At 57.5% G+C, this 18,251-nt stretch carries 11 protein-coding genes and 1 pseudogene; 7 read left to right on the top strand and 5 right to left on the bottom strand.

Annotation, left to right across the window (positions count from 1 at the left end; all coding sequences use genetic code 11):
- Positions 1 to 226 precede the first annotated feature (226 nt).
- From ldtD to GJV78_RS10985, 3 genes are all read left to right on the top strand, one after another.
- Positions 227 to 2,053 carry a L,D-transpeptidase gene (gene ldtD / locus GJV78_RS10975; RefSeq protein ID WP_155108387.1) on the top strand — a complete coding sequence of 609 codons (1,827 nt, stop codon included), beginning with the start codon at positions 227 to 229 and terminating at the stop codon, positions 2,051 to 2,053.
- A 176-nt stretch (positions 2,054 to 2,229) separates the two neighbouring features.
- Positions 2,230 to 2,778 (top strand): YcbK family protein, encoded by a 549-nt coding sequence (locus tag GJV78_RS10980; protein WP_155108388.1) that lies wholly within the window; start codon positions 2,230 to 2,232, stop codon positions 2,776 to 2,778.
- 135 nt (positions 2,779 to 2,913) lie between these two features.
- Entirely contained in the window at positions 2,914 to 3,558 is a 645-nt protein-coding gene (locus GJV78_RS10985) for an MBL fold metallo-hydrolase (protein ID WP_155108389.1), read from the top strand.
- 82 nt (positions 3,559 to 3,640) lie between these two features.
- Here the strand turns inward: GJV78_RS10985 and GJV78_RS10990 are convergent, their stop codons facing one another.
- The 4 genes from GJV78_RS10990 to pncB all read right to left on the bottom strand — a co-directional run bounded on the left by GJV78_RS10990 (position 3,641) and on the right by pncB (position 9,579).
- Positions 3,641 to 4,831 (bottom strand): amino acid aminotransferase, encoded by a 1,191-nt coding sequence (locus GJV78_RS10990; RefSeq protein WP_155108390.1) that lies wholly within the window; start codon positions 4,829 to 4,831, stop codon positions 3,641 to 3,643.
- Between the two features lie 184 nt (positions 4,832 to 5,015).
- Positions 5,016 to 6,131 carry a porin OmpF gene (ompF, locus tag GJV78_RS10995; RefSeq protein ID WP_167519517.1) on the bottom strand — a complete coding sequence of 372 codons (1,116 nt, stop codon included), beginning with the start codon at positions 6,129 to 6,131 and terminating at the stop codon, positions 5,016 to 5,018.
- Positions 6,132 to 6,688: 557 nt separating this feature from the next.
- Entirely contained in the window at positions 6,689 to 8,089 is a 1,401-nt protein-coding gene (asnS, locus tag GJV78_RS11000; protein WP_155108391.1) for an asparagine--tRNA ligase, read from the bottom strand.
- 287 nt (positions 8,090 to 8,376) lie between these two features.
- The gene (gene pncB / locus GJV78_RS11005) at positions 8,377 to 9,579 is read right to left on the bottom strand and encodes a nicotinate phosphoribosyltransferase (RefSeq protein ID WP_155108392.1); all 1,203 of its coding nucleotides are present in this window, start codon (positions 9,577 to 9,579) and stop codon (positions 8,377 to 8,379) included.
- Positions 9,580 to 9,966: 387 nt separating this feature from the next.
- Between pncB and pepN the strand changes: the two genes are divergently transcribed.
- The 3 genes from pepN (at position 9,967) to zapC (ending at position 14,715) form a co-directional block, all read left to right on the top strand.
- On the top strand, positions 9,967 to 12,579 hold the full coding sequence (gene pepN / locus GJV78_RS11010) for an aminopeptidase N (protein ID WP_155108393.1): 2,613 nt from the start codon (positions 9,967 to 9,969) through the stop codon (positions 12,577 to 12,579).
- Positions 12,580 to 12,970: 391 nt separating this feature from the next.
- A complete protein-coding gene (pyrD, locus tag GJV78_RS11015; RefSeq protein ID WP_155108394.1) occupies positions 12,971 to 13,981 on the top strand; it encodes a quinone-dependent dihydroorotate dehydrogenase in 1,011 nt (336 codons plus the stop codon).
- Positions 13,982 to 14,172: 191 nt separating this feature from the next.
- Complete coding sequence (gene zapC, locus GJV78_RS11020; RefSeq protein WP_155108395.1) at positions 14,173 to 14,715, top strand: cell division protein ZapC; 543 nt, start codon at positions 14,173 to 14,175, stop codon at positions 14,713 to 14,715.
- Here zapC and GJV78_RS11025 read toward each other — a convergent pair.
- A pseudogene (locus GJV78_RS11025) lies at positions 14,712 to 15,792 on the bottom strand (YcbX family protein). The gene zapC and the pseudogene GJV78_RS11025 sit on opposite strands and share 4 nt — an antisense overlap.
- A gap of 338 nt (positions 15,793 to 16,130) precedes the next feature.
- On the opposite strand from GJV78_RS11025, the gene rlmKL reads away from it, so the two are divergent.
- The gene (gene rlmKL / locus GJV78_RS11030) at positions 16,131 to 18,239 is read left to right on the top strand and encodes a bifunctional 23S rRNA (guanine(2069)-N(7))-methyltransferase RlmK/23S rRNA (guanine(2445)-N(2))-methyltransferase RlmL (protein WP_155108396.1); all 2,109 of its coding nucleotides are present in this window, start codon (positions 16,131 to 16,133) and stop codon (positions 18,237 to 18,239) included.
- The last annotated feature ends 12 nt before the right edge of the window (positions 18,240 to 18,251 follow it).

Genomic DNA, 18,251 nt, shown 5'->3' on the forward strand with positions numbered 1-18,251 from the left:
ATCGTGCTTAATCAATGAATAAGAGGTGCATTTTCTTTAAATTTCTTTACATTAGGTCCGGCAGAAACGTGATGTCGTTTATATACTGGAAATAAGCCTGACAACCGACAGGCCTGGCTTGTCATGCTTCAGGCGTCCGGCACCGCGGGTTTCCCGGCCGCCGGACGCGAAGGAGAACGGGAAGCCTGGCGGTTTAAAACATGATAAAGAAAAACAGGGGGCAGGGATGTTGCTTAAGAGAAGAAGTGGTCGTTGGCTGCTGACAGGTAGTTTATGTCTGGCCGTAACATTCGCTCCACTGTTAAACGTACGGGCCGACGAGCCTGAAATTGTTGCCAGCGTCAGCCCTGCGGCCGTTGACGAGCCGGGCATGGAGCAGGCGCTGTCCCCCGTAACGGCGATGATGGCGGGCATTCAGCCTCTGCCGGAGGGCGCTGCGGAAAAAGCCCGCGCCGGGCTTCAGTCACAGCTTCCCTCCGGCTATACGCCGGTCTATATGAATCAGCTGACGCTGCTCTACGCCGCGCGCGACATGCAGCCGATGTGGGAAAACCGCGACGCGGTAAAAGCCTTCCAGCAGCAACTGGCCGAAGTGGCAATTGCCGGCTTTCAGCCGCAGTTCACCGCGTGGGTCGCGCTGCTGACCGATCCCGCCGTTAACGGCCTGGCGCGTGATGTCGTGCTTTCCGACGCCATGATGGGCTACCTTCATTTTATCGCCAATATCCCGGCCAAAGGCAGCCGCTGGCTCTACAGCAGCAGGTCCTGGAAGCTCGAAACGCCGCCGTTGTCGGTGATCAACCAGTGGCAGGTGGCGCTGGATGATGGTCAGCTGCCGGGCTTTATTGCCGGGCTGGCACCGAGGCATCCGCAGTATGCGGCGATGCACGAGGCGCTGCTCAGGCTGGTCAGCGACTCGCGGCCGTGGCCGCAGCTGGTCGGTAAGACCACGCTGCGCCCCGGTCAGTCGAGCAGCGACGTGCCCGCCCTACGCGAGATCCTGCAGCGTACCGGAATGCTGGAAGGAGAGCCGAATATTGCGCTGCCCGGCGATGAGGCGGCGGTCAGCCCCTCAGCCATTGATGTTGACGCCCCGGCGGCGAAGCCGGTTAATGCACGGGCCGCGGCGGGCGGCAAGCCCGCGCGAGCCATCTATGACCGCACGCTGGTTGAGGCGGTAAAGCGGTTTCAGGCCTGGCAGGGGCTGGGCGCTGACGGTGCCATCGGTCCCTCCACCCGCCAGTGGCTTAATGTCTCTCCCGCCCAGCGCGCGGGCGTGCTGGCGCTGAATATTCAGCGCCTGCGCCTGCTGCCCGATGAGCTGAAGACCGGCATTATGGTGAATATTCCGGCCTATTCGTTGGTCTATTATCAGAACGGCAATCAGGTTCTGGACTCAAAGGTGATCGTGGGGCGTCCCGATCGTAAAACGCCGATGATGAGCAGCGCGTTGAACAACGTGGTGGTCAATCCGCCGTGGAACGTTCCGCCGACGCTGGCGCGCAAGGATATTCTGCCAAAGGTGCGCAACGATCCGGGTTACCTGGCGAGCCACGGCTACACCGTTCTGCGCGGCTGGAACAGTAAGGAGCGGATCGATCCGGGTCAGGTGGACTGGTCGACGATCACGGCGTCTAATCTGCCGTTCCGCTTTCAACAGGCACCGGGGGCGCGTAACTCGCTGGGCCGCTACAAATTCAATATGCCCAGCTCCGATGCTATTTATCTGCACGATACGCCGAACCATAGCCTGTTCCGTAAGGATGCGCGGGCGCTGAGTTCCGGCTGCGTGCGGGTCAATAAAGCCTCTGAGCTGGCGAATATGCTGCTGCAGGACGCCGGGTGGAACGACGCGCGTATCTCCGATGCGCTCAGGCGCGGGGATACGCGCTACGTTAATATTCCGCAAACGATCCCGGTGAATCTCTACTATCTGACCGCCTTCATTGGCGCGGATGGGCGCACTCAGTATCGCACCGATATTTACAGCTACGATCTGACGGCGCGATCCAGCGCACAAATTGTGCCGAAAGCAGAAAAATTAATCAGATAAGTGAAGCAGTTCTGCTGTTTCTGTGGTCATATCTGATGGTGGAAAAGGGGCCGCATCGCTGCAGGCCCCGTCAATGCTGGTAAAGCACCGTCTTGACGGCGGCTTTGCGGCCGGTTAAGGTGCCCTCAGTGCGCCGTAGCATACATAACCTAAACTGACCTGTAGATCTCATAAATATGGACAAATTTGACGCTAATCGCCGCAAACTGCTGGCGTTAGGTGGAGCCGCCCTGGGGGTTGCCATCCTGCCTTCGCCCGCGTTTGCGACGCTCTCTACCCCGCGCCCGCGTATCCTGGCGCTGAATAACCTCAATACCGGCGAATCAATTAAAGCGGAGTTTTTCGATGGCCGGGGCTATATTCAGGAAGAGCTGGCCAGGCTCGATCACTTCTTTCGCGACTACCGGTCAAATAAGGTAAGGTCTATCGATCCGGGCCTGTTCGATCAGCTGTATCGGCTGCAGGGGCTGCTGGGGAGTCGTAGCCCGGTGCAGCTTATTTCCGGCTACCGCTCTCTTGATACCAATAATGAACTGCGCGCCCACCGTCGCGGAGTGGCTAAAAAAAGCTACCATACCCGCGGACAGGCGATGGATTTCCATATTGAAGGCGTTTCATTAAGCAATGTTCGCAAAGCCGCGTTGTCTATGCGCGCAGGTGGTGTAGGATACTATCCACGTAGCAACTTTGTGCATATTGACACCGGGCCTGTGCGGCACTGGTGATACAGAGTCTGGTTCATCAGGCTGTTTTATTTGCCCTGTGCTACGGTGCAGGTCGGCGGTGAGGTGCCGTTTGCGCCCATACCGGCTGCGGCAATAGCGCCCTGTGGACCCGGTTCTTAACGAAACGGGAGCAACATGAACTATCGTATTATTCCGGTTACCGCCTTTTCTCAGAACTGTTCGCTAATCTGGTGTGAGCAAACCCGCCTGGCGGCGCTGGTCGATCCCGGCGGCGATGCGGATAAGATCCGCCAGGAGGTCGACGCCAGCGGCGTAACGCTGACGCAGCTCCTGCTGACCCACGGCCACCTCGATCACGTCGGTGCGGCCGCTGAGCTGGCGCAGCACTATGGCGTGCCGGTTCTTGGCCCGGAAAAAGAAGATGAGTTCTGGCTGCAGGGACTCCCCGCCCAGAGCCGTATGTTTGGCCTTGAAGAGTGTCAGCCGCTGACGCCGGACCGCTGGCTCAGCGAGGGTGACAGCGTGAGTATCGGCAATGTGACGTTACAGGTGTTGCACTGTCCGGGACATACGCCGGGCCACGTCGTTTTCTTCGACCCGCAGTCACAGCTGCTGATTTCAGGCGACGTCATCTTCAAAGGCGGCGTCGGGCGCAGTGATTTTCCGCGTGGCGATCACGGCCAGCTGATCGACTCAATTAAGCGTAAGCTGCTGCCGCTGGGCGATGAGGTCACCTTTATTCCCGGCCACGGGCCGCTGTCCACCTTAGGCGATGAGCGCCTGCATAACCCGTTTCTGCAAAACGATCGGGCCGGCTGATAGTGCTTCAGGGTCCCGCTGCGGGGCGTAAAAAGTAAAAAGCCCGCGTCGCGTCGCGGGCTTTTTCATTTAACGGATACGGCTACAGTACGGCGACAATGGCCTCGCACAGCGGTGCCATATTGTCCGGCGTCATTCCAGCCACGTTGATACGGCCGGAAGCTACGGCGTAAACCGCAAACTCTTCCCGCAGACGTAGCACCTGCTCTTTGGTCAGGCCGCTGAAGGAGAACATGCCGTTTTGCCGGGTAATAAAGCTGAAGTCGCGGTTCGCACCTTTCTCCTGCAGGGTATTAACAAACAGCAGACGCATGCGCTGAATACGCTGGCGCATGTCGGTCAGCTCCTGTTCCCAGATGGCGCGCAGGGCGTCATTGCCCAGAATCGTCGCCACCACGGAAGCGCCGTGGGCGGGCGGGTTGGAGTAGTTGGCGCGAATGGTTGACTTCATCTGGCTGAAGGCGCGATCGGCGGTTTCGGCGTCTGCCGCTACCAGCGTACAGGCACCGACGCGCTCGTTGTACAGGCCAAAGTTTTTTGAGTAAGAGCTGGCGACGATCAGCTCTTTGTGCTGTGCGGCAAAGGCGCGCAGGCCTTCCGCATCTTCCTCCAGGCCGCGGGCAAAACCCTGGTAGGCGAAGTCAAACAGCGGCAGCCAGCCTTTTTCTACCGAAAGCTGCGCCAGCGCCTGCCACTGTTCCAGGGTCGGATCGATACCGGTCGGGTTGTGACAGCAGCCGTGAAACAGTACCACGTCACCCGCCTGCGCGCCGCTGAGGCTGTCGATCAGCGCCTCGAAATCAAGCGTATGATTCTCAGCGTCGTACCAGGCGTAATCGCATACGTCCAGCCCGGCGGAGTTGAATACGCTCTTATGGTTTGGCCAGCTTGGATTGCTTACCCAGACGCGCCTGGCGTCGGTGTGTCTGGCGAGAAAATCAGCGGCCACGCGCAGCGCGCCGGTGCCGCCGGGAGTCTGCGCGGTGCGCGCGCGGCGATCGTTAATCAGCGCGCTGCCTTTGCCAAACAGCAGTTCCTGCGTGCAGCGGCCAAATTCCGCAATACCGTCAATGCCGAGATAGTTTTTTGTATTTTCATTTTCGAGTATATACTGCTCGGCTTTTTTTACGCTGGTCAGCACCGGGGTTTTTCCGGTTTCATCTTTATATACCCCGATGCCCAGGTTGATTTTACCGGGACGGTCATCGGTGCGAAACAGATCGGCCAGGCCCAGAATGGGGTCGGCAGGAGCGGCGGTAATGTTCTCAAACATGACGAGGTTCCATTGTGGTTACAGAAGAGAAATCCGCTATCAGGTTAACGGGAGATTTACAAAATGCCAACCGTTAGCGACAAAAAGGCGCGCTCTTTTTTAAAGACGCAAGATTGCTCTGGAAGAGATAAAAAAACAGGACTGACGTCCTGTTTTTTAAGGATTTAGCAAAGAGGTCTGCTAATCAGAACTGATAGACAATGCCCAAGGCTACCGTGTCGTCAGAGCCTACGCCCAGCCGGTTATCGCTGTCGATCTGGTTGATGATGTAGTCAACGTAGGTGGACATGTTTTTGTTGAAATAGTAAGTCGCGCCCACTTCAAAGTAGTTCACCAGATCTTCACTGCCGACGCCCTCTACGTCTTTCGCCCTGGACTTAGTGTAAGCGATGGACGGGCGCAGGCCGAAGTCGAACTGGTACTGGGCCACTAACAGAATATCCTGTGTCTTGTTGGCGAAGCCGCCGCTAATCGGCGTCGCGTTGCGGGTTTCACCATAGTTCGCCGCCAGATAGAGGCCGTTGGCATCGTATTTCAGGCCGGTTGCCCACTGTTCCGCTTTTTCACCGCGACCGCGTAGCGCCGGGTTCTGCTGGGCGTTGGTGCGATCCGCCGAGCCCCAGGCACCGACGATGCCAAAGCCGTCGAACTCATAGCTCAGAGAAGTTCCCCAGCCGTCGCCGTTAGAACGGCGGACTTCGCTGAAGTTATTGTCATCCGCGTCGGCTTCGTAGCTGCTGGCGCGTTCGTTTTTGCCCAGGTACTGCAGACCGAAATTCAGTCCTTCAACCAGGCCGAAGAAATTGGTGTTACGATAAGTGGCAACCCCGCCAACGCGGCTGGCGAAGAAATCGTCGGTATAGGCCGTATCGCCGCCGAATTCCGGCAGCATATCGGTGTAGCCCAGCGCGTCGTAAACGATGCCGTAGTTACGGCCGTAGTCCAGAGAGCTGGCGTCGCCAAATTTCAGCCCGGCAAAGGCCAGACGGGTTTTGTTGCCGTTCTGAGAATCAGAGCCGCCTTCTGAGTTGTTGCCGCTGAACTGATACTCCCACTGGCCGTAGCCGGTGAGCTGGTCATTAATCTGGGTTTCCCCTTTAAAACCGAGACGCGCATAGGTCTCATCGCCGTCCCCACCGTAGCTGTTATCCCCGTTGTCTTTAGAAAAATAGTGCAGGCCTACCGCCTTACCGTACAGGTCAAGTTTGTTGCCGTCTTTATTATAGATTTCTGCAGCGTTTGCCGCACCGGCTGCCAGCAGGGCAGGAATCACCGCGGCCAGGATGTTGCGCTTCATCATTATTTATTACCCTCATTGATTTTTATATGACACCTGCCACTGCCAGCAATAAATCCCGTCAAGGAAACTTAAAGGAACTATTGAAGATAGTTTGGTGTCTTTATGTGTCTGTCTGGCATCTTTCCATTCACACTACGGTTTCGCTACTTGCAAAGTGCTACAAATATGAATGATCTGTTTCAAAAGTAAAGCTAGTGTTAAATTAAATTTAAAATCTATCGTATTGTGAACAACTTCAAATTCTACCCCGACAAAGCGATAACCCCCTCTCTTTTATGGGTATCTATATGATTTTTATTTATTTAAATATTTTATAGGGCGGCGTTGTCGACCACCAGCAGAGGCGGCACGTTTTCGCTGGCTAAATTTAGACGTCCGGGGATCCGCAGGACGGGTTGAGAATGTGCTATCAGCACGGGCTGGCTAAACCGCAACAGCTGTAAGGGATTTTTTTGTACAGAGAAGTTTCAGAAAGCGTTTTAAATGTTTTAGTAAAAACGAGGATAGCGGGGAAGCGGCGAGAGAAAAGGCCAGCGTAAGCTGGCCCTGAAACAGCATCAGAAGCTGGCGTTGCGCGGCGTACGCGGGAACGGGATAACGTCACGCACGTTCTGTACGCCGGTAACGTAGGCGATAAGGCGCTCAAAGCCCAGACCAAAACCGGAGTGCGGCACCGTGCCGTAGCGGCGCAGATCGCGATACCACCAGTAGTCTTCTTTGTTCAGACCCATTTCCAGCATCCGCGCGTCCAGAACGTCGAGACGCTCTTCACGCTGGGAGCCGCCGATGATTTCACCGATGCCCGGTGCCAGAACGTCCATCGCCGCCACGGTTTTACCGTCTTCGTTAAGGCGCATATAAAACGCTTTAATATCTTTCGGATAGTTTTTCACCACCACCGGCGCTTTAAAGTGCTCTTCCGCCAGGTAGCGTTCGTGCTCGGAGGAGAGATCCACGCCCCAGTAAACCGGATTTTCAAACTGCTTGCCGCAGTTTTCCAGAATGGTCACGGCGTCGGTGTAGTCAACCTGGGCGAAGTCGGCGTCGATAAAGCGCTCCAGGCGGGAGACCGCTTCTTTATCCACGCGCTCGGCGAAGAACTTCATGTCGTCCGCACGCTCGGTCAGCACCGCCTTAAAGACGTACTTAAGCATGGCTTCCGCCAGGCCGGCAACGTCGTTCAGGTTAGCAAACGCGACTTCCGGCTCCAGCATCCAGAATTCCGCCAGGTGACGGCTGGTATTAGAGTTTTCAGCGCGGAAGGTCGGGCCAAAGGTATAAATTTTTGACAGGGCGCAGGCGTAGGTTTCGCCGTTCAGCTGGCCCGATACGGTCAGAAAGGACTCTTTACCAAAGAAGTCCTTATCAAAATCGACTTTGCCCTGGTCATTGCGCGGCAGGTTTTCCAGATCCAGCGTAGAGACGCGGAACATTTCGCCGGCACCTTCGGTATCAGAGGCGGTAATGAGCGGCGTAGAAACCCAGAAAAAACCCTGTTCGTCAAAGAAGCGATGCAGCGCCTGCGCCAGCGTGTGGCGTACCCGCGCTACGGCACCGATCAGGTTAGTGCGCGGACGCAGGTGCGCCACCTCGCGCAGGTACTCAATGCTGTGGCGCTTTGCCGCCATGGGATAGGTTTCCGGATCGTCCACCCAGCCGGTCACCTCCACGCGGGTGGCCTGAATTTCGAAGCTCTGACCCTGTCCGGGGGAGGCAACCACCTTGCCGGTGACGATCACCGAACAGCCGGTCGTCAGGCGCAGAACGTCTTCATTGTAATTAGGCAGAGAGTGATTAATAACAGCCTGTACAGGATCAAAGCAGGAACCGTCATAAACGGTAAGAAAGGAGATGCCAGCTTTTGAATCTCGGCGGGTACGCACCCATCCGCGCACGGTCACTTCTTGGTCTCCGGCGACGCGGCCCTGGAGTACGTCGGCTACAGGCACAACGCTCATAATATTCTCTCTGTTAATCGTTGAAAAAAATCCCCGTCACGCGGCGAGTTACACGGGCGGGCCGGTTGTTTGAGCTTCAGATCCAGCACCAGCGCCATTTAATACCGCCAAAGCGGTTTCATTTTGCAACCCGAACCCAACTCACTGGGGGATAAACATATCTTCACCCAAAATAGGGGATACCTATGTTACCTGGCATCTGCAATCAGACAAGCAGAATTCGTTGCCGGAGGGAAAGATTTCAGAAATAAATGCGCAAAGGGAGCCGGAGCGGCTCCCCCGGGGAGTTAGCTCGCCTTCCTGATATGCGGCAGATCGAACGCTTTGCGCAGGGCGCGGACAAAAGCTTTGTCATGACAAATGGTTTTGCCCGGGCTGTCGGAGAGTTTGGCCACCGGCTTGCCGTTGCATTCCACCAGCTTAATAACGATATTCAGCGGCTTCACCTGCGGAATATCGCAGGTCAGACGGGTGCCGATGCCGAAGCTGAGCTGCACCCGCGACGAGAAGTGGCGATACAGATCGACCGCTTTCTTTAGATCGAGATTATCCGAGAACACCAGCGTTTTGCTCAGAGGATCGATACCCAGCTTCTCATAGTGGGCAATGGCTTTTTCTCCCCACTCGACCGGATCGCCGGAATCATGACGCAGCCCCTGATAGCGGGTGGCAAACTCTGCGCCGAAGTCGCGCAGGAAGGCGTCCATGGTGATGCAGTCGGTCAGCGCAATGCCGAGCCTGTCAGGGTATTCCTCAAGCCAGGCGGCGAGCGCCGCCCGCTGGCTGGTGGCCAGATCCGGGCTGATCTGTTGATGGGCCTGAAACCATTCGTGCGCCTGAGTGCCCATAGGCGTCAGCGACAGCCGCCGCGCGAGGTCATAATTGCTGGTGCCGACGAACCACGGCTCTCGCTGCAGACGCCCGACGATAGCCTGCTGCACCTCGCGGGAAAAGCGCCGCCGGGTGCCGAAGTCCATCAGCCGGAAACGGGACAGATCGAGGTCGGCGGTATAGGCTGCGAAATCCGCCAGTTTGGTCGTCAGCGTAGCCAGCGCCTGCTCAACGCCGGCATCCGGTGAGCGATAGCGGTGCACCAGCTCGCTGATGGTCGCCAGCAGCGGAACTTCCCACATGATCACTTCGCGCCACGGGCCGGTTAAGCGAATGTTGAGTTTGCCATTATCGCTGGCGATCGATACCTGCTCCGGGTTATAGCGAAAATCCCGCAGCCAGCTGAGATAATCAGCCTTGAAGAAGGGCAGGCCGGAGAGCCAGTTAAACTCATCCTCCCGCAGCTGCAGGTGCCGCATCGCGTCTACTTCTTGACGAATAGCATCGGCGTAAATACCCAGCAGGTCATCACCGCGGCAGCGAAATTCCGCCGTTACCTGCACATCGCCGTAGCGGTGAAAAACGGCTTGCTGCATATGCAGCTTGTAAGCATCTGTATCCAGCAGCGAGTGCAGAACAGGAGAAGCGAATTGTGTCATAGGTGCGCTGTAGCATCCTCTCACAGGGGCGTTTAGTACATTAAACATCTAAGAGAACAGCTGGAGTATATCGCGTTTAGTGATTTATTGAACCCCGATCGCAACATAAGGTGCTTCGGGAGCGGGCGCATTTCGTGCGGCTTGTTATAAAAATGTAGCTTAAAGAATGAGATACCCGCGCGGCGGCGGGCAATATTTTTGCGGATGCCAGGGCATTTTGAGCACCGTCGGGTCGCTTTTTACGCAATGGCTGCAGGGCGTGCTCAAATTTTCCCCGCGCGAACCCGTCATCTCAGCGCCTGAAAAGATAAACATTCTGCATAGCGCGATTCCGGCAACAGGAATAGACTGAAGCCGGAACACTAAAACAGATGCGAAAGGTTTTTTATGACACAACAGCCACAGGTTAAATACCGCCACGACTATCGGGCACCGGATTACCAGATTACTGATATTGACTTGACCTTTGATCTTGCAGCGGAAAAAACCGTGGTAACGGCGGTAAGCCAGGTTGTCCGCCACGGCGCGCCTGATGCCCCCCTTCGCCTCGACGGAGAAGATTTAACCCTGCTTTCTCTTCACGTTAACGATACGCCGTGGACGGCGTATAAAGAGGAAGAGGGCGCGCTGGTGATTAATAACCTGCCGGAACGCTTTACGCTGCGCATTGTGAACGAGATCGCCCCTGCGGCCAATACTGCGCTGGAAGGTCTGTACCAGTCAGGCAATGCGTTATGCACCCAGTGCGAAGCCGAAGGCTTCCGCCATATTACCTGGTATCTCGATCGCCCGGACGTGCTGGCCCGCTTCACCAGCAAAATTATTGCTGATAAAAAAACCTACCCGTTTCTGCTCTCCAACGGTAATCGTATCGCCCAGGGCGAACTGGACGACGGCCGCCACTGGGTGCAGTGGCAGGACCCTTTCCCGAAGCCGTGCTACCTGTTTGCGCTGGTGGCCGGTGATTTCGATGTGCTGAGCAATACCTTTATCACCCGCTCCGGACGTGAAGTGGCGCTGGAGCTGTACGTCGATCGTGGCAACCTGGATCGTGCGCCCTGGGCGATGACCTCGCTGAAAAACGCCATGAGGTGGGACGAAGAACGCTTTGGCCTGGAGTATGACCTCGACATCTATATGATCGTCGCGGTGGACTTCTTTAATATGGGCGCGATGGAGAATAAAGGGCTGAATATCTTTAACTCCAAATACGTGCTGGCGCGGACCGATACCGCCACCGATAAAGATTACCTTGATATCGAGCGCGTTATCGGCCACGAATATTTTCACAACTGGACCGGCAACCGCGTTACTTGCCGCGACTGGTTTCAGCTGAGCCTTAAAGAGGGGCTGACCGTCTTCCGCGATCAGGAGTTCAGCTCCGATCTCGGCTCGCGCGCGGTTAACCGCATCAGCAACGTTCGCGCTATGCGCGGCCTGCAGTTTGCTGAGGATGCCAGCCCGATGGCGCACCCGATCCGCCCGGACAAGGTCATCGAGATGAATAACTTCTACACCCTGACCGTCTATGAGAAGGGAGCCGAGGTGATCCGGATGATCCATACCCTGCTGGGCGAAGAGGGGTTCCAGAAGGGGATGCAGCTCTACTTTGAGCGCCATGATGGCAGCGCGGCCACCTGCGATGATTTTGTGCAGGCGATGGAGGATGCCACCAATGTCGATCTCTCCCATTTCCGCCTCTGGTACAGCCAGTCCGGCACCCCCGTCGTGACGGTAAAAGATAGTTATGAAGCGGAAACCCGGCAATACACGCTGACGATCGCCCAGCGCACGCCGGCAACGGCGGACAGCGCGGAGAAGAAGCCGCTGCATATTCCGTTCGCCGTTGAGCTGTATGGCGACAGCGGGCAGATCCTTCCGCTGCGCCAGGACGGCCATCCGGTAAACCCCGTGCTTAACGTTACCCAGGCCGAGCAGACCTTTGTTTTTGATGATATCGCCTCTCAGCCGGTGCCCGCGCTGCTCTGCGAATTTTCTGCACCGGTGAAGCTGGAGTACAAATGGAGCGACGGGCAGTTGACGTTCCTGATGCGCCATGCGCGTAACGACGTCTCCCGCTGGGATGCCGCCCAAAGCCTGCTGGCAACCTACATTAAGCTGAACGTTAACCGCTATCAGCAGGGCCAGCCGCTGTCGCTGCCGGTGCACGTTGCCGACGCCTTTCGGGCGGTTCTGCTTGATGAACATATCGATCCGGCGCTGGCTGCGGAAATTCTGACGCTGCCCTCGGTTAATGAAATGGCTGAACTGTTCGAGATTATCGATCCGATCGCCATTACCAACGTGCGCGAAGCCTTAACCCGTACTCTGGCGACCGGGCTGGCGGATGAGCTGCTGGCTATCTACCACGCCAATCGCCTTGGGGAATATCGCGTTGAGCATAAGGATATCGGCAGACGCACCTTGCGTAACGCCTGCCTGCGCTTCCTCGCCTTTGGCGAAATGCGCCAGGCGGATGCGCTGGTCAGCAGGCAGTACCGTGAAGCCAATAACATGACCGACGCGCTGGCCGCGCTTTCCGCAGCGGTGGCCGCACAGCTGCCGTGCCGCGATGCGCTGATGCGGGAGTTCGACGATAAATGGCACCAGGACGGCCTGGTGATGGACAAATGGTTTATCCTGCAGTCCACCAGCCCGGCGGACAATGTGCTGGAAACGGTACGCGGCCTGCTGCAGCACCGGGCGTTCAGCATGAGCAACCCGAACCGTATTCGCTCATTGATTGGCGCGTTTGCCGGCAGCAATATGGCGGCGTTCCACGCGGAAGATGGCAGCGGCTACCGGTTCCTGGTCGAAATGCTTACCGAGCTGAACCGGCGTAACCCGCAGGTGGCGTCGCGTCTGATCGAGCCGCTGATCCGCCTGAAGCGGTATGATGACCCGCGCCAGGCGAAGATGCGCGCGGCGCTGGAGCAGTTGAAAGCGCTGGAGGATCTCTCCGGCGATCTGTATGAGAAGATCGCCAGGGCGCTGGGCTGATAAGCGGCCGGATGGCGCAGCTACCGCCATCCGGCTTTGCCAGCCGCGCCGCCGGTTTCGTGCGCTATCCCCGATTTAATATCGCTACTTTTGTTCCTCCGTTCCCGACCCGGGCCGCTGTACCAGCACGAATGATTTGGGGTGTATACCCGTCATACTTCAAGCTGCATGTGCGTTGGCTTTATTCGGCCCAGGGGCCTCACCCCTTCGGAGTCAGCCCAGGGGCTATTCAAAACGCGCTGCGTTTTGTCCGGCAACCCGAATTATTTAGGCTATAAAGGCGCGACGCGAAGAAAACGTTTGCTATTTATTGCCACAGGTCAATTTTCTTTTGGCCTGAAATCGCACATAATATGCCCCCGGTTTGCACACCGGGAATCCAGGAGAGTTCATGTACTATCCCTTCGTTCGAAAAGCCCTTTTTCAGCTCAATCCTGAGCGCGCTCATGAGTTAACGTTTCAGCAGTTACGCCGCATTGCCGGCACGCCGCTGGAAGCCGTGATCCGCCAGAAAGTCTCCGCAAAGCCCGTTAGCTGTATGGGGCTGACCTTTAAAAACCCCCTCGGCCTGGCGGCCGGCCTGGATAAAGATGGCGAATGCATCGACGCGCTGGGTGCAATGGGCTTCGGTGCGATTGAGATTGGCACCGTAACGCCGCGTCCGCAGCCTGGCAACGACAAGCCGCGCCTGTTTCGTCTGGTGGAGGCTGAAGGTTTGATCAACCGGATGGGCTTTAACAATCTGGGCGTGGATAACCTGGTGGAGAATGTCAAAAAGGCGCGTTACGACGGCGTGTTGGGCATTAATATCGGTAAAAATAAGGCGACGCCGGTAGAGCAGGGGAAAGATGACTACCTGATTTGCATGGAAAAAATCTATGCGCATGCGGGTTATATTGCCATTAATATCTCTTCGCCAAATACGCCGGGGCTGCGCACGCTGCAGTACGGCGACGCGCTGGATGACTTATTGAGCGGCATTAAAAATAAGCAGAGCGATCTGCAAAAGATTCATCAGAAATATGTGCCGATCGCGGTAAAGATCGCGCCGGATCTTTCCGAGGAAGAGCTGATCCAGGTTGCCGACAGTTTGCTTCGACATAATATTGACGGCGTTATTGCCACCAACACCACGCTCGATCGCTCGTTAGTTCAGGGGATGAAAAACTGTGAGCAAACCGGCGGCTTAAGCGGACGACCGCTGCAGTTAAAAAGCACCGAAATTATTCGTCGACTGGCTCAGGAGCTTAACGGACGGCTGCCGATTATCGGCGTTGGCGGAATTGATTCCGTGATTGCCGCGCGCGAAAAAATCGCCGCCGGGGCGTCGCTGGTGCAAATTTATTCCGGGTTTATTTTTAAAGGTCCGCCGCTGATTAAAGAAATCATTAACCACATTTGATTCTTTTATCTTCTGTTGTCCCCGTTTTCGTGGCTTATCGGACTGCCAGGGCTTTATTTCCGGCCCTGGTTGTTTTATATTCCCCCCTCTGTTGCTTATTTAGACATTTTAGTCTTTTCTTATTAAGGCGATAAACGAAGCGGCAAAAGGGATGCTGTTGCAACAGGACGATGGGACCGGGAGAAAAAACGATGCGAATTAAACCTGACGATAACTGGCGCTGGTATTACGATGAAGAGCACGATCGTATGATGCTCGATTTAGCCAATGGCCTGATATTCCGCTCGCGTTTTGCGCGTAAAATGCTGACTCCCGATGCCTTTTCACCTGCCGGCTTTTGCGTTGACGACGCCGCGCTTTATTTCTCGTTTGAAGAACAGTGCCGCCACTTTGATCTCTCCGCCGAGCAAAAGGCGGAGCTGGTGCTGAACGCGCTGGTGGCCGTCCGCTATCTGAAGCCGCAGATGCCGCGAAGTTGGCATTTCGTGGCGCACGGCGAGGGCTGGATGCCGGCGGTGGGCGACGCCGCCCGCGTATGGCTGAGCGATACCGATGAGCAGGTGAATCTGCTGGTGGTGGAGCCTGGGGAGAGCGCGGCGCTGTGCCTGCTCGCCCAGCCCGTCGTGACGGTAGCCGGGCGCGCCATGCAGCTTGGCGACGCCATTAAAATCATGAACGACAGGCTGAAGCCGTACCAGAGCATGGCCAGCTTCAGCCTTGAGCAGGCCGTTTAACCTTTCAGCCGCAGCGCTGTTTTCGGCACGCAGCTGCAGCTCAGTATCGTCCCGTCATCGCCGATCGCCGATTTTTTCAGCGCAGTGACTTCGCCTGCCAGCAGCCTGATGCGACAACTGCTGCAGATCCCGGCACGACACGAATAACCTATTCGAATCCCCTGACTCTCCAGCTGTTCCAGCAGCACCTGCTGATTATTGCCGCGAAAGGTCCGGCCGTGTGGCGACGCTGGCGATCTTATCGTCGGCCTCCGCCGCACCGTATAGTTTCGCCGGGGCGCTGGCCAGCACCTCCATTTCATCGCCGACGCGGATGACGCCGCTGCCGCGGGCGATAAGGTTCATGCCGAAGTCAACGTCGCCGCTGTCGCTGGCGGTGCGAAACCCACGCAGCGTCGCCAGCGGTTCAGCGGTGGGATGCAGCCGACCTTTTTCCGGGTCGATGGTGGTGAAAATGCAGCGGCTGCACGGTTTTACCACCTCAAAGGCAACCTCACCGATGCGGAGGACCTTCCAGCGATCCTCTTCCCAGGCCGCAGCACCGGAAACCACCAGGTTCGGGCGGAACTGCTCGACTCTGACGCCCGCCGGGCAGCGCTGCTGCAGATCGCGCAGGGACGCTTCGTTGATTAGCAGCCAGGGATAGCCATCGGCAAAGCCGAGGGGAACTTCGGCGTGCCGTTTTACCCGGCGCGTCGGCTGCGGCCCGACCCAGCGCAGCTGTACGTCGCGGCTGAAGAAGCCGCTCAGCCATTGATTCACCGCCTCAGGCCCTATGCGGGCGGTAAAGTGGTTACCCCATACTTCGGTCGGGGCCTCCTTTGGCGCAAAATCGGCATAGCGCACCCGCGCGCAGCTGCCGTCCGGCGCGGTCAGGTGCAGGCCGTCCGGCAGCAGAGAGGGGGTAAAACGGACCATCTGCGGGAACCGGCGGGCGGTGATAAAGGTGCCGTCGGGTTCGGTGACCATAAAAATACGATCGCAGGCCGGGCCGCCGACGTCGGCCAGGGCGTGCGTCAGGCCAATGCCGCGCATAGATTTGACTGGGTGAATAAACAGGCGGGTTAAAATCGTCACGGTATTGCCCCCGAAAGAGATAAGAGCCTGGTCCATCAGGACTATTTTACTTGCGAACCTGCATCCGGCCAGCGCCCGCCCTGAAGGGTGAGGGTAGCGAGTCGCTGCTTATGACCCGGAGCACTGTCCGTCCCCGGAATAGCGGCGTCAGGTTTGTCTGCCAGGCCACAACTTTATGCCATAACGCGCTTATTCGCTATCTACACTTTACCTTTCAGCCGTCTCTTTGTGACTCAGGCTGACGTCGTCCAGCCATTTCATTCGCCCGGCGTCGCAAGGCAACAGGAATGTTTTTGTGTATAATGCGCAACAATTTTCGATGAGTAATAAGTGACAATATGAATTCTCTGTTTGCCAGTACGGCCCGCGGGCTGGAAGAGCTGTTAAAAACTGAACTGGAAAGCCTGGGTGCCGTCGAGTGTCAGGTGGTTCAGGGTGGGGTCCACTTTAAGGGCGACACGCGGCTTGTTTACCAGAGCCTGATGTGGAGCCGTCTGGCCTCGCGCATTATGCTGCCGATGGGGGAGTGCAAGGTCTACAGCGATCTGGATCTCTATCTCGGGGTGCAGGCGATCCGCTGGACGGAGATCTTCAACCCTGGCGCGACCTTCGCGGTGCACTTCAGCGGGCTGAATGACACCATTCGCAACAGCCAGTACGGGGCGATGAAGGTGAAGGATGCCATCGTCGACGCCTTTACCCGCCAGAACCTGCCGCGCCCGAACGTGGACCGCGAATCGCCGGATATTCGCGTCAACGTCTGGCTGAACAAAGAGACCGCCAGCATAGCCCTCGATCTGAGCGGCGACGGCCTGCATCTGCGCGGCTATCGGGATCGTACCGGGAGTGCGCCAATCAAAGAGACCCTGGCGGCGGCGATCGTGCTGCGTTCCGGCTGGCAGCCCGGTACGCCGCTGCTCGATCCGATGTGTGGTTCGGGCACGCTGCTGATTGAGGCGGCGATGTGGGCAACCGATCGCGCCCCCGGGCTGCACCGCGGCCGCTGGGGCTTCAGCGGCTGGGCGCAGCACGACGAGACCGTCTGGCAGGCGGTGAAGGCCGAAGCGCAAACCCGCGCCCGGAAGGGGCTGGCGGAATATGGTTCGCGCTTTTACGGTTCGGACAGCGACGCGCGCGTGATTGAACGGGCCCGCAGCAACGCCCGCCGGGCGGGCATAGGCGAGCTGATCGACTTTGCCGTTAAGGACGTGGCGCAGCTGAGCAACCCGCTGCCGAAGGGGCCGTACGGCACGGTAATCAGTAACCCACCCTACGGCGAGCGGCTGGACAGTGAACCGGCGCTGATTGCGCTGCACAGCCTGCTCGGCCGCACGATGAAGAATCAGTTCGGCGGCTGGAATCTTTCGCTGTTCAGCGCCTCGCCGGATCTGTTGAGCTGCCTGCAGCTACGCGCCGATAAGCAATACAAGGCCAAAAACGGCCCGCTGGACTGCGTGCAGAAAAACTACCACCTGGCGGAGAGCAGCCCCGACGGCAGGCCAGCGACGGTGGCGGAAGATTACGCCAACCGCCTGCGTAAGAATGTGAAGAAGCTGGATAAGTGGGCGCGTCAGGAGGGCATCGAGTGCTACCGGCTGTACGATGCCGATCTGCCGGAGTATAACGTGGCGGTGGACCGCTACGGCGACTGGCTGGTGATTCAGGAGTATGCGCCGCCGAAAACCGTGGATGCGCAAAAGGCGCGCCAGCGTCTGTTTGATATCATCGCGGCGACGCTGGCGGTGCTGGAGATTGCGCCGAACCGTCTGGTGCTGAAAACCCGCGAGCGGCAGAAGGGAAAAAGCCAGTATCAGAAGCTGGGTGAGAAGGGCGAATTCATTGAGGTTGGCGAATACAACGCCCGACTGTGGGTGAATCTGACGGACTATCTCGACACCGGACTGTTTCTCGATCACCGCATTGCGCGCAGGATGCTTGGCCAGATGAGTAAGGGTAAAGATTTCCTTAACCTCTTTTCCTATACCGGCAGCGCCAGCGTACATGCCGGCCTGGGCGGCGCGCGCAGTACCACCACCGTGGATATGTCGCGCACCTATCTGGAATGGGCCGAGCGCAACCTGCGGCTCAACGGCCTGAGCGGGCGGGCGCATCGGCTGATCCAGGCCGACTGCCTGGGCTGGCTGCGGGAGGCGAACGAGCAGTTTGATCTGATCTTTATCGATCCGCCGACCTTTTCTAACTCGAAGCGCATGGAGGCGTCATTCGACGTGCAGCGCGACCATCTGGCGTTGATGAAGGATCTGCAGCGCCTGCTGCGCAAAGGCGGCACCATTATGTTCTCTAACAATAAGCGCGGGTTCCGGATGGATCTCGAAGGGCTGGCGGCGCTGGGGCTGAAGGCACAAGAAATCACGCAAAAAACGCTTTCGCAGGACTTTGCCCGCAACCGTCAGATCCACAACTGCTGGCTGATTACCGCAGCCTGAAAGGATAAGTAA

Origin of the sequence: Intestinirhabdus alba, from assembly GCF_009711095.1 — a bacterium.
GTDB lineage: Bacteria > Pseudomonadota > Gammaproteobacteria > Enterobacterales > Enterobacteriaceae > Intestinirhabdus > Intestinirhabdus alba.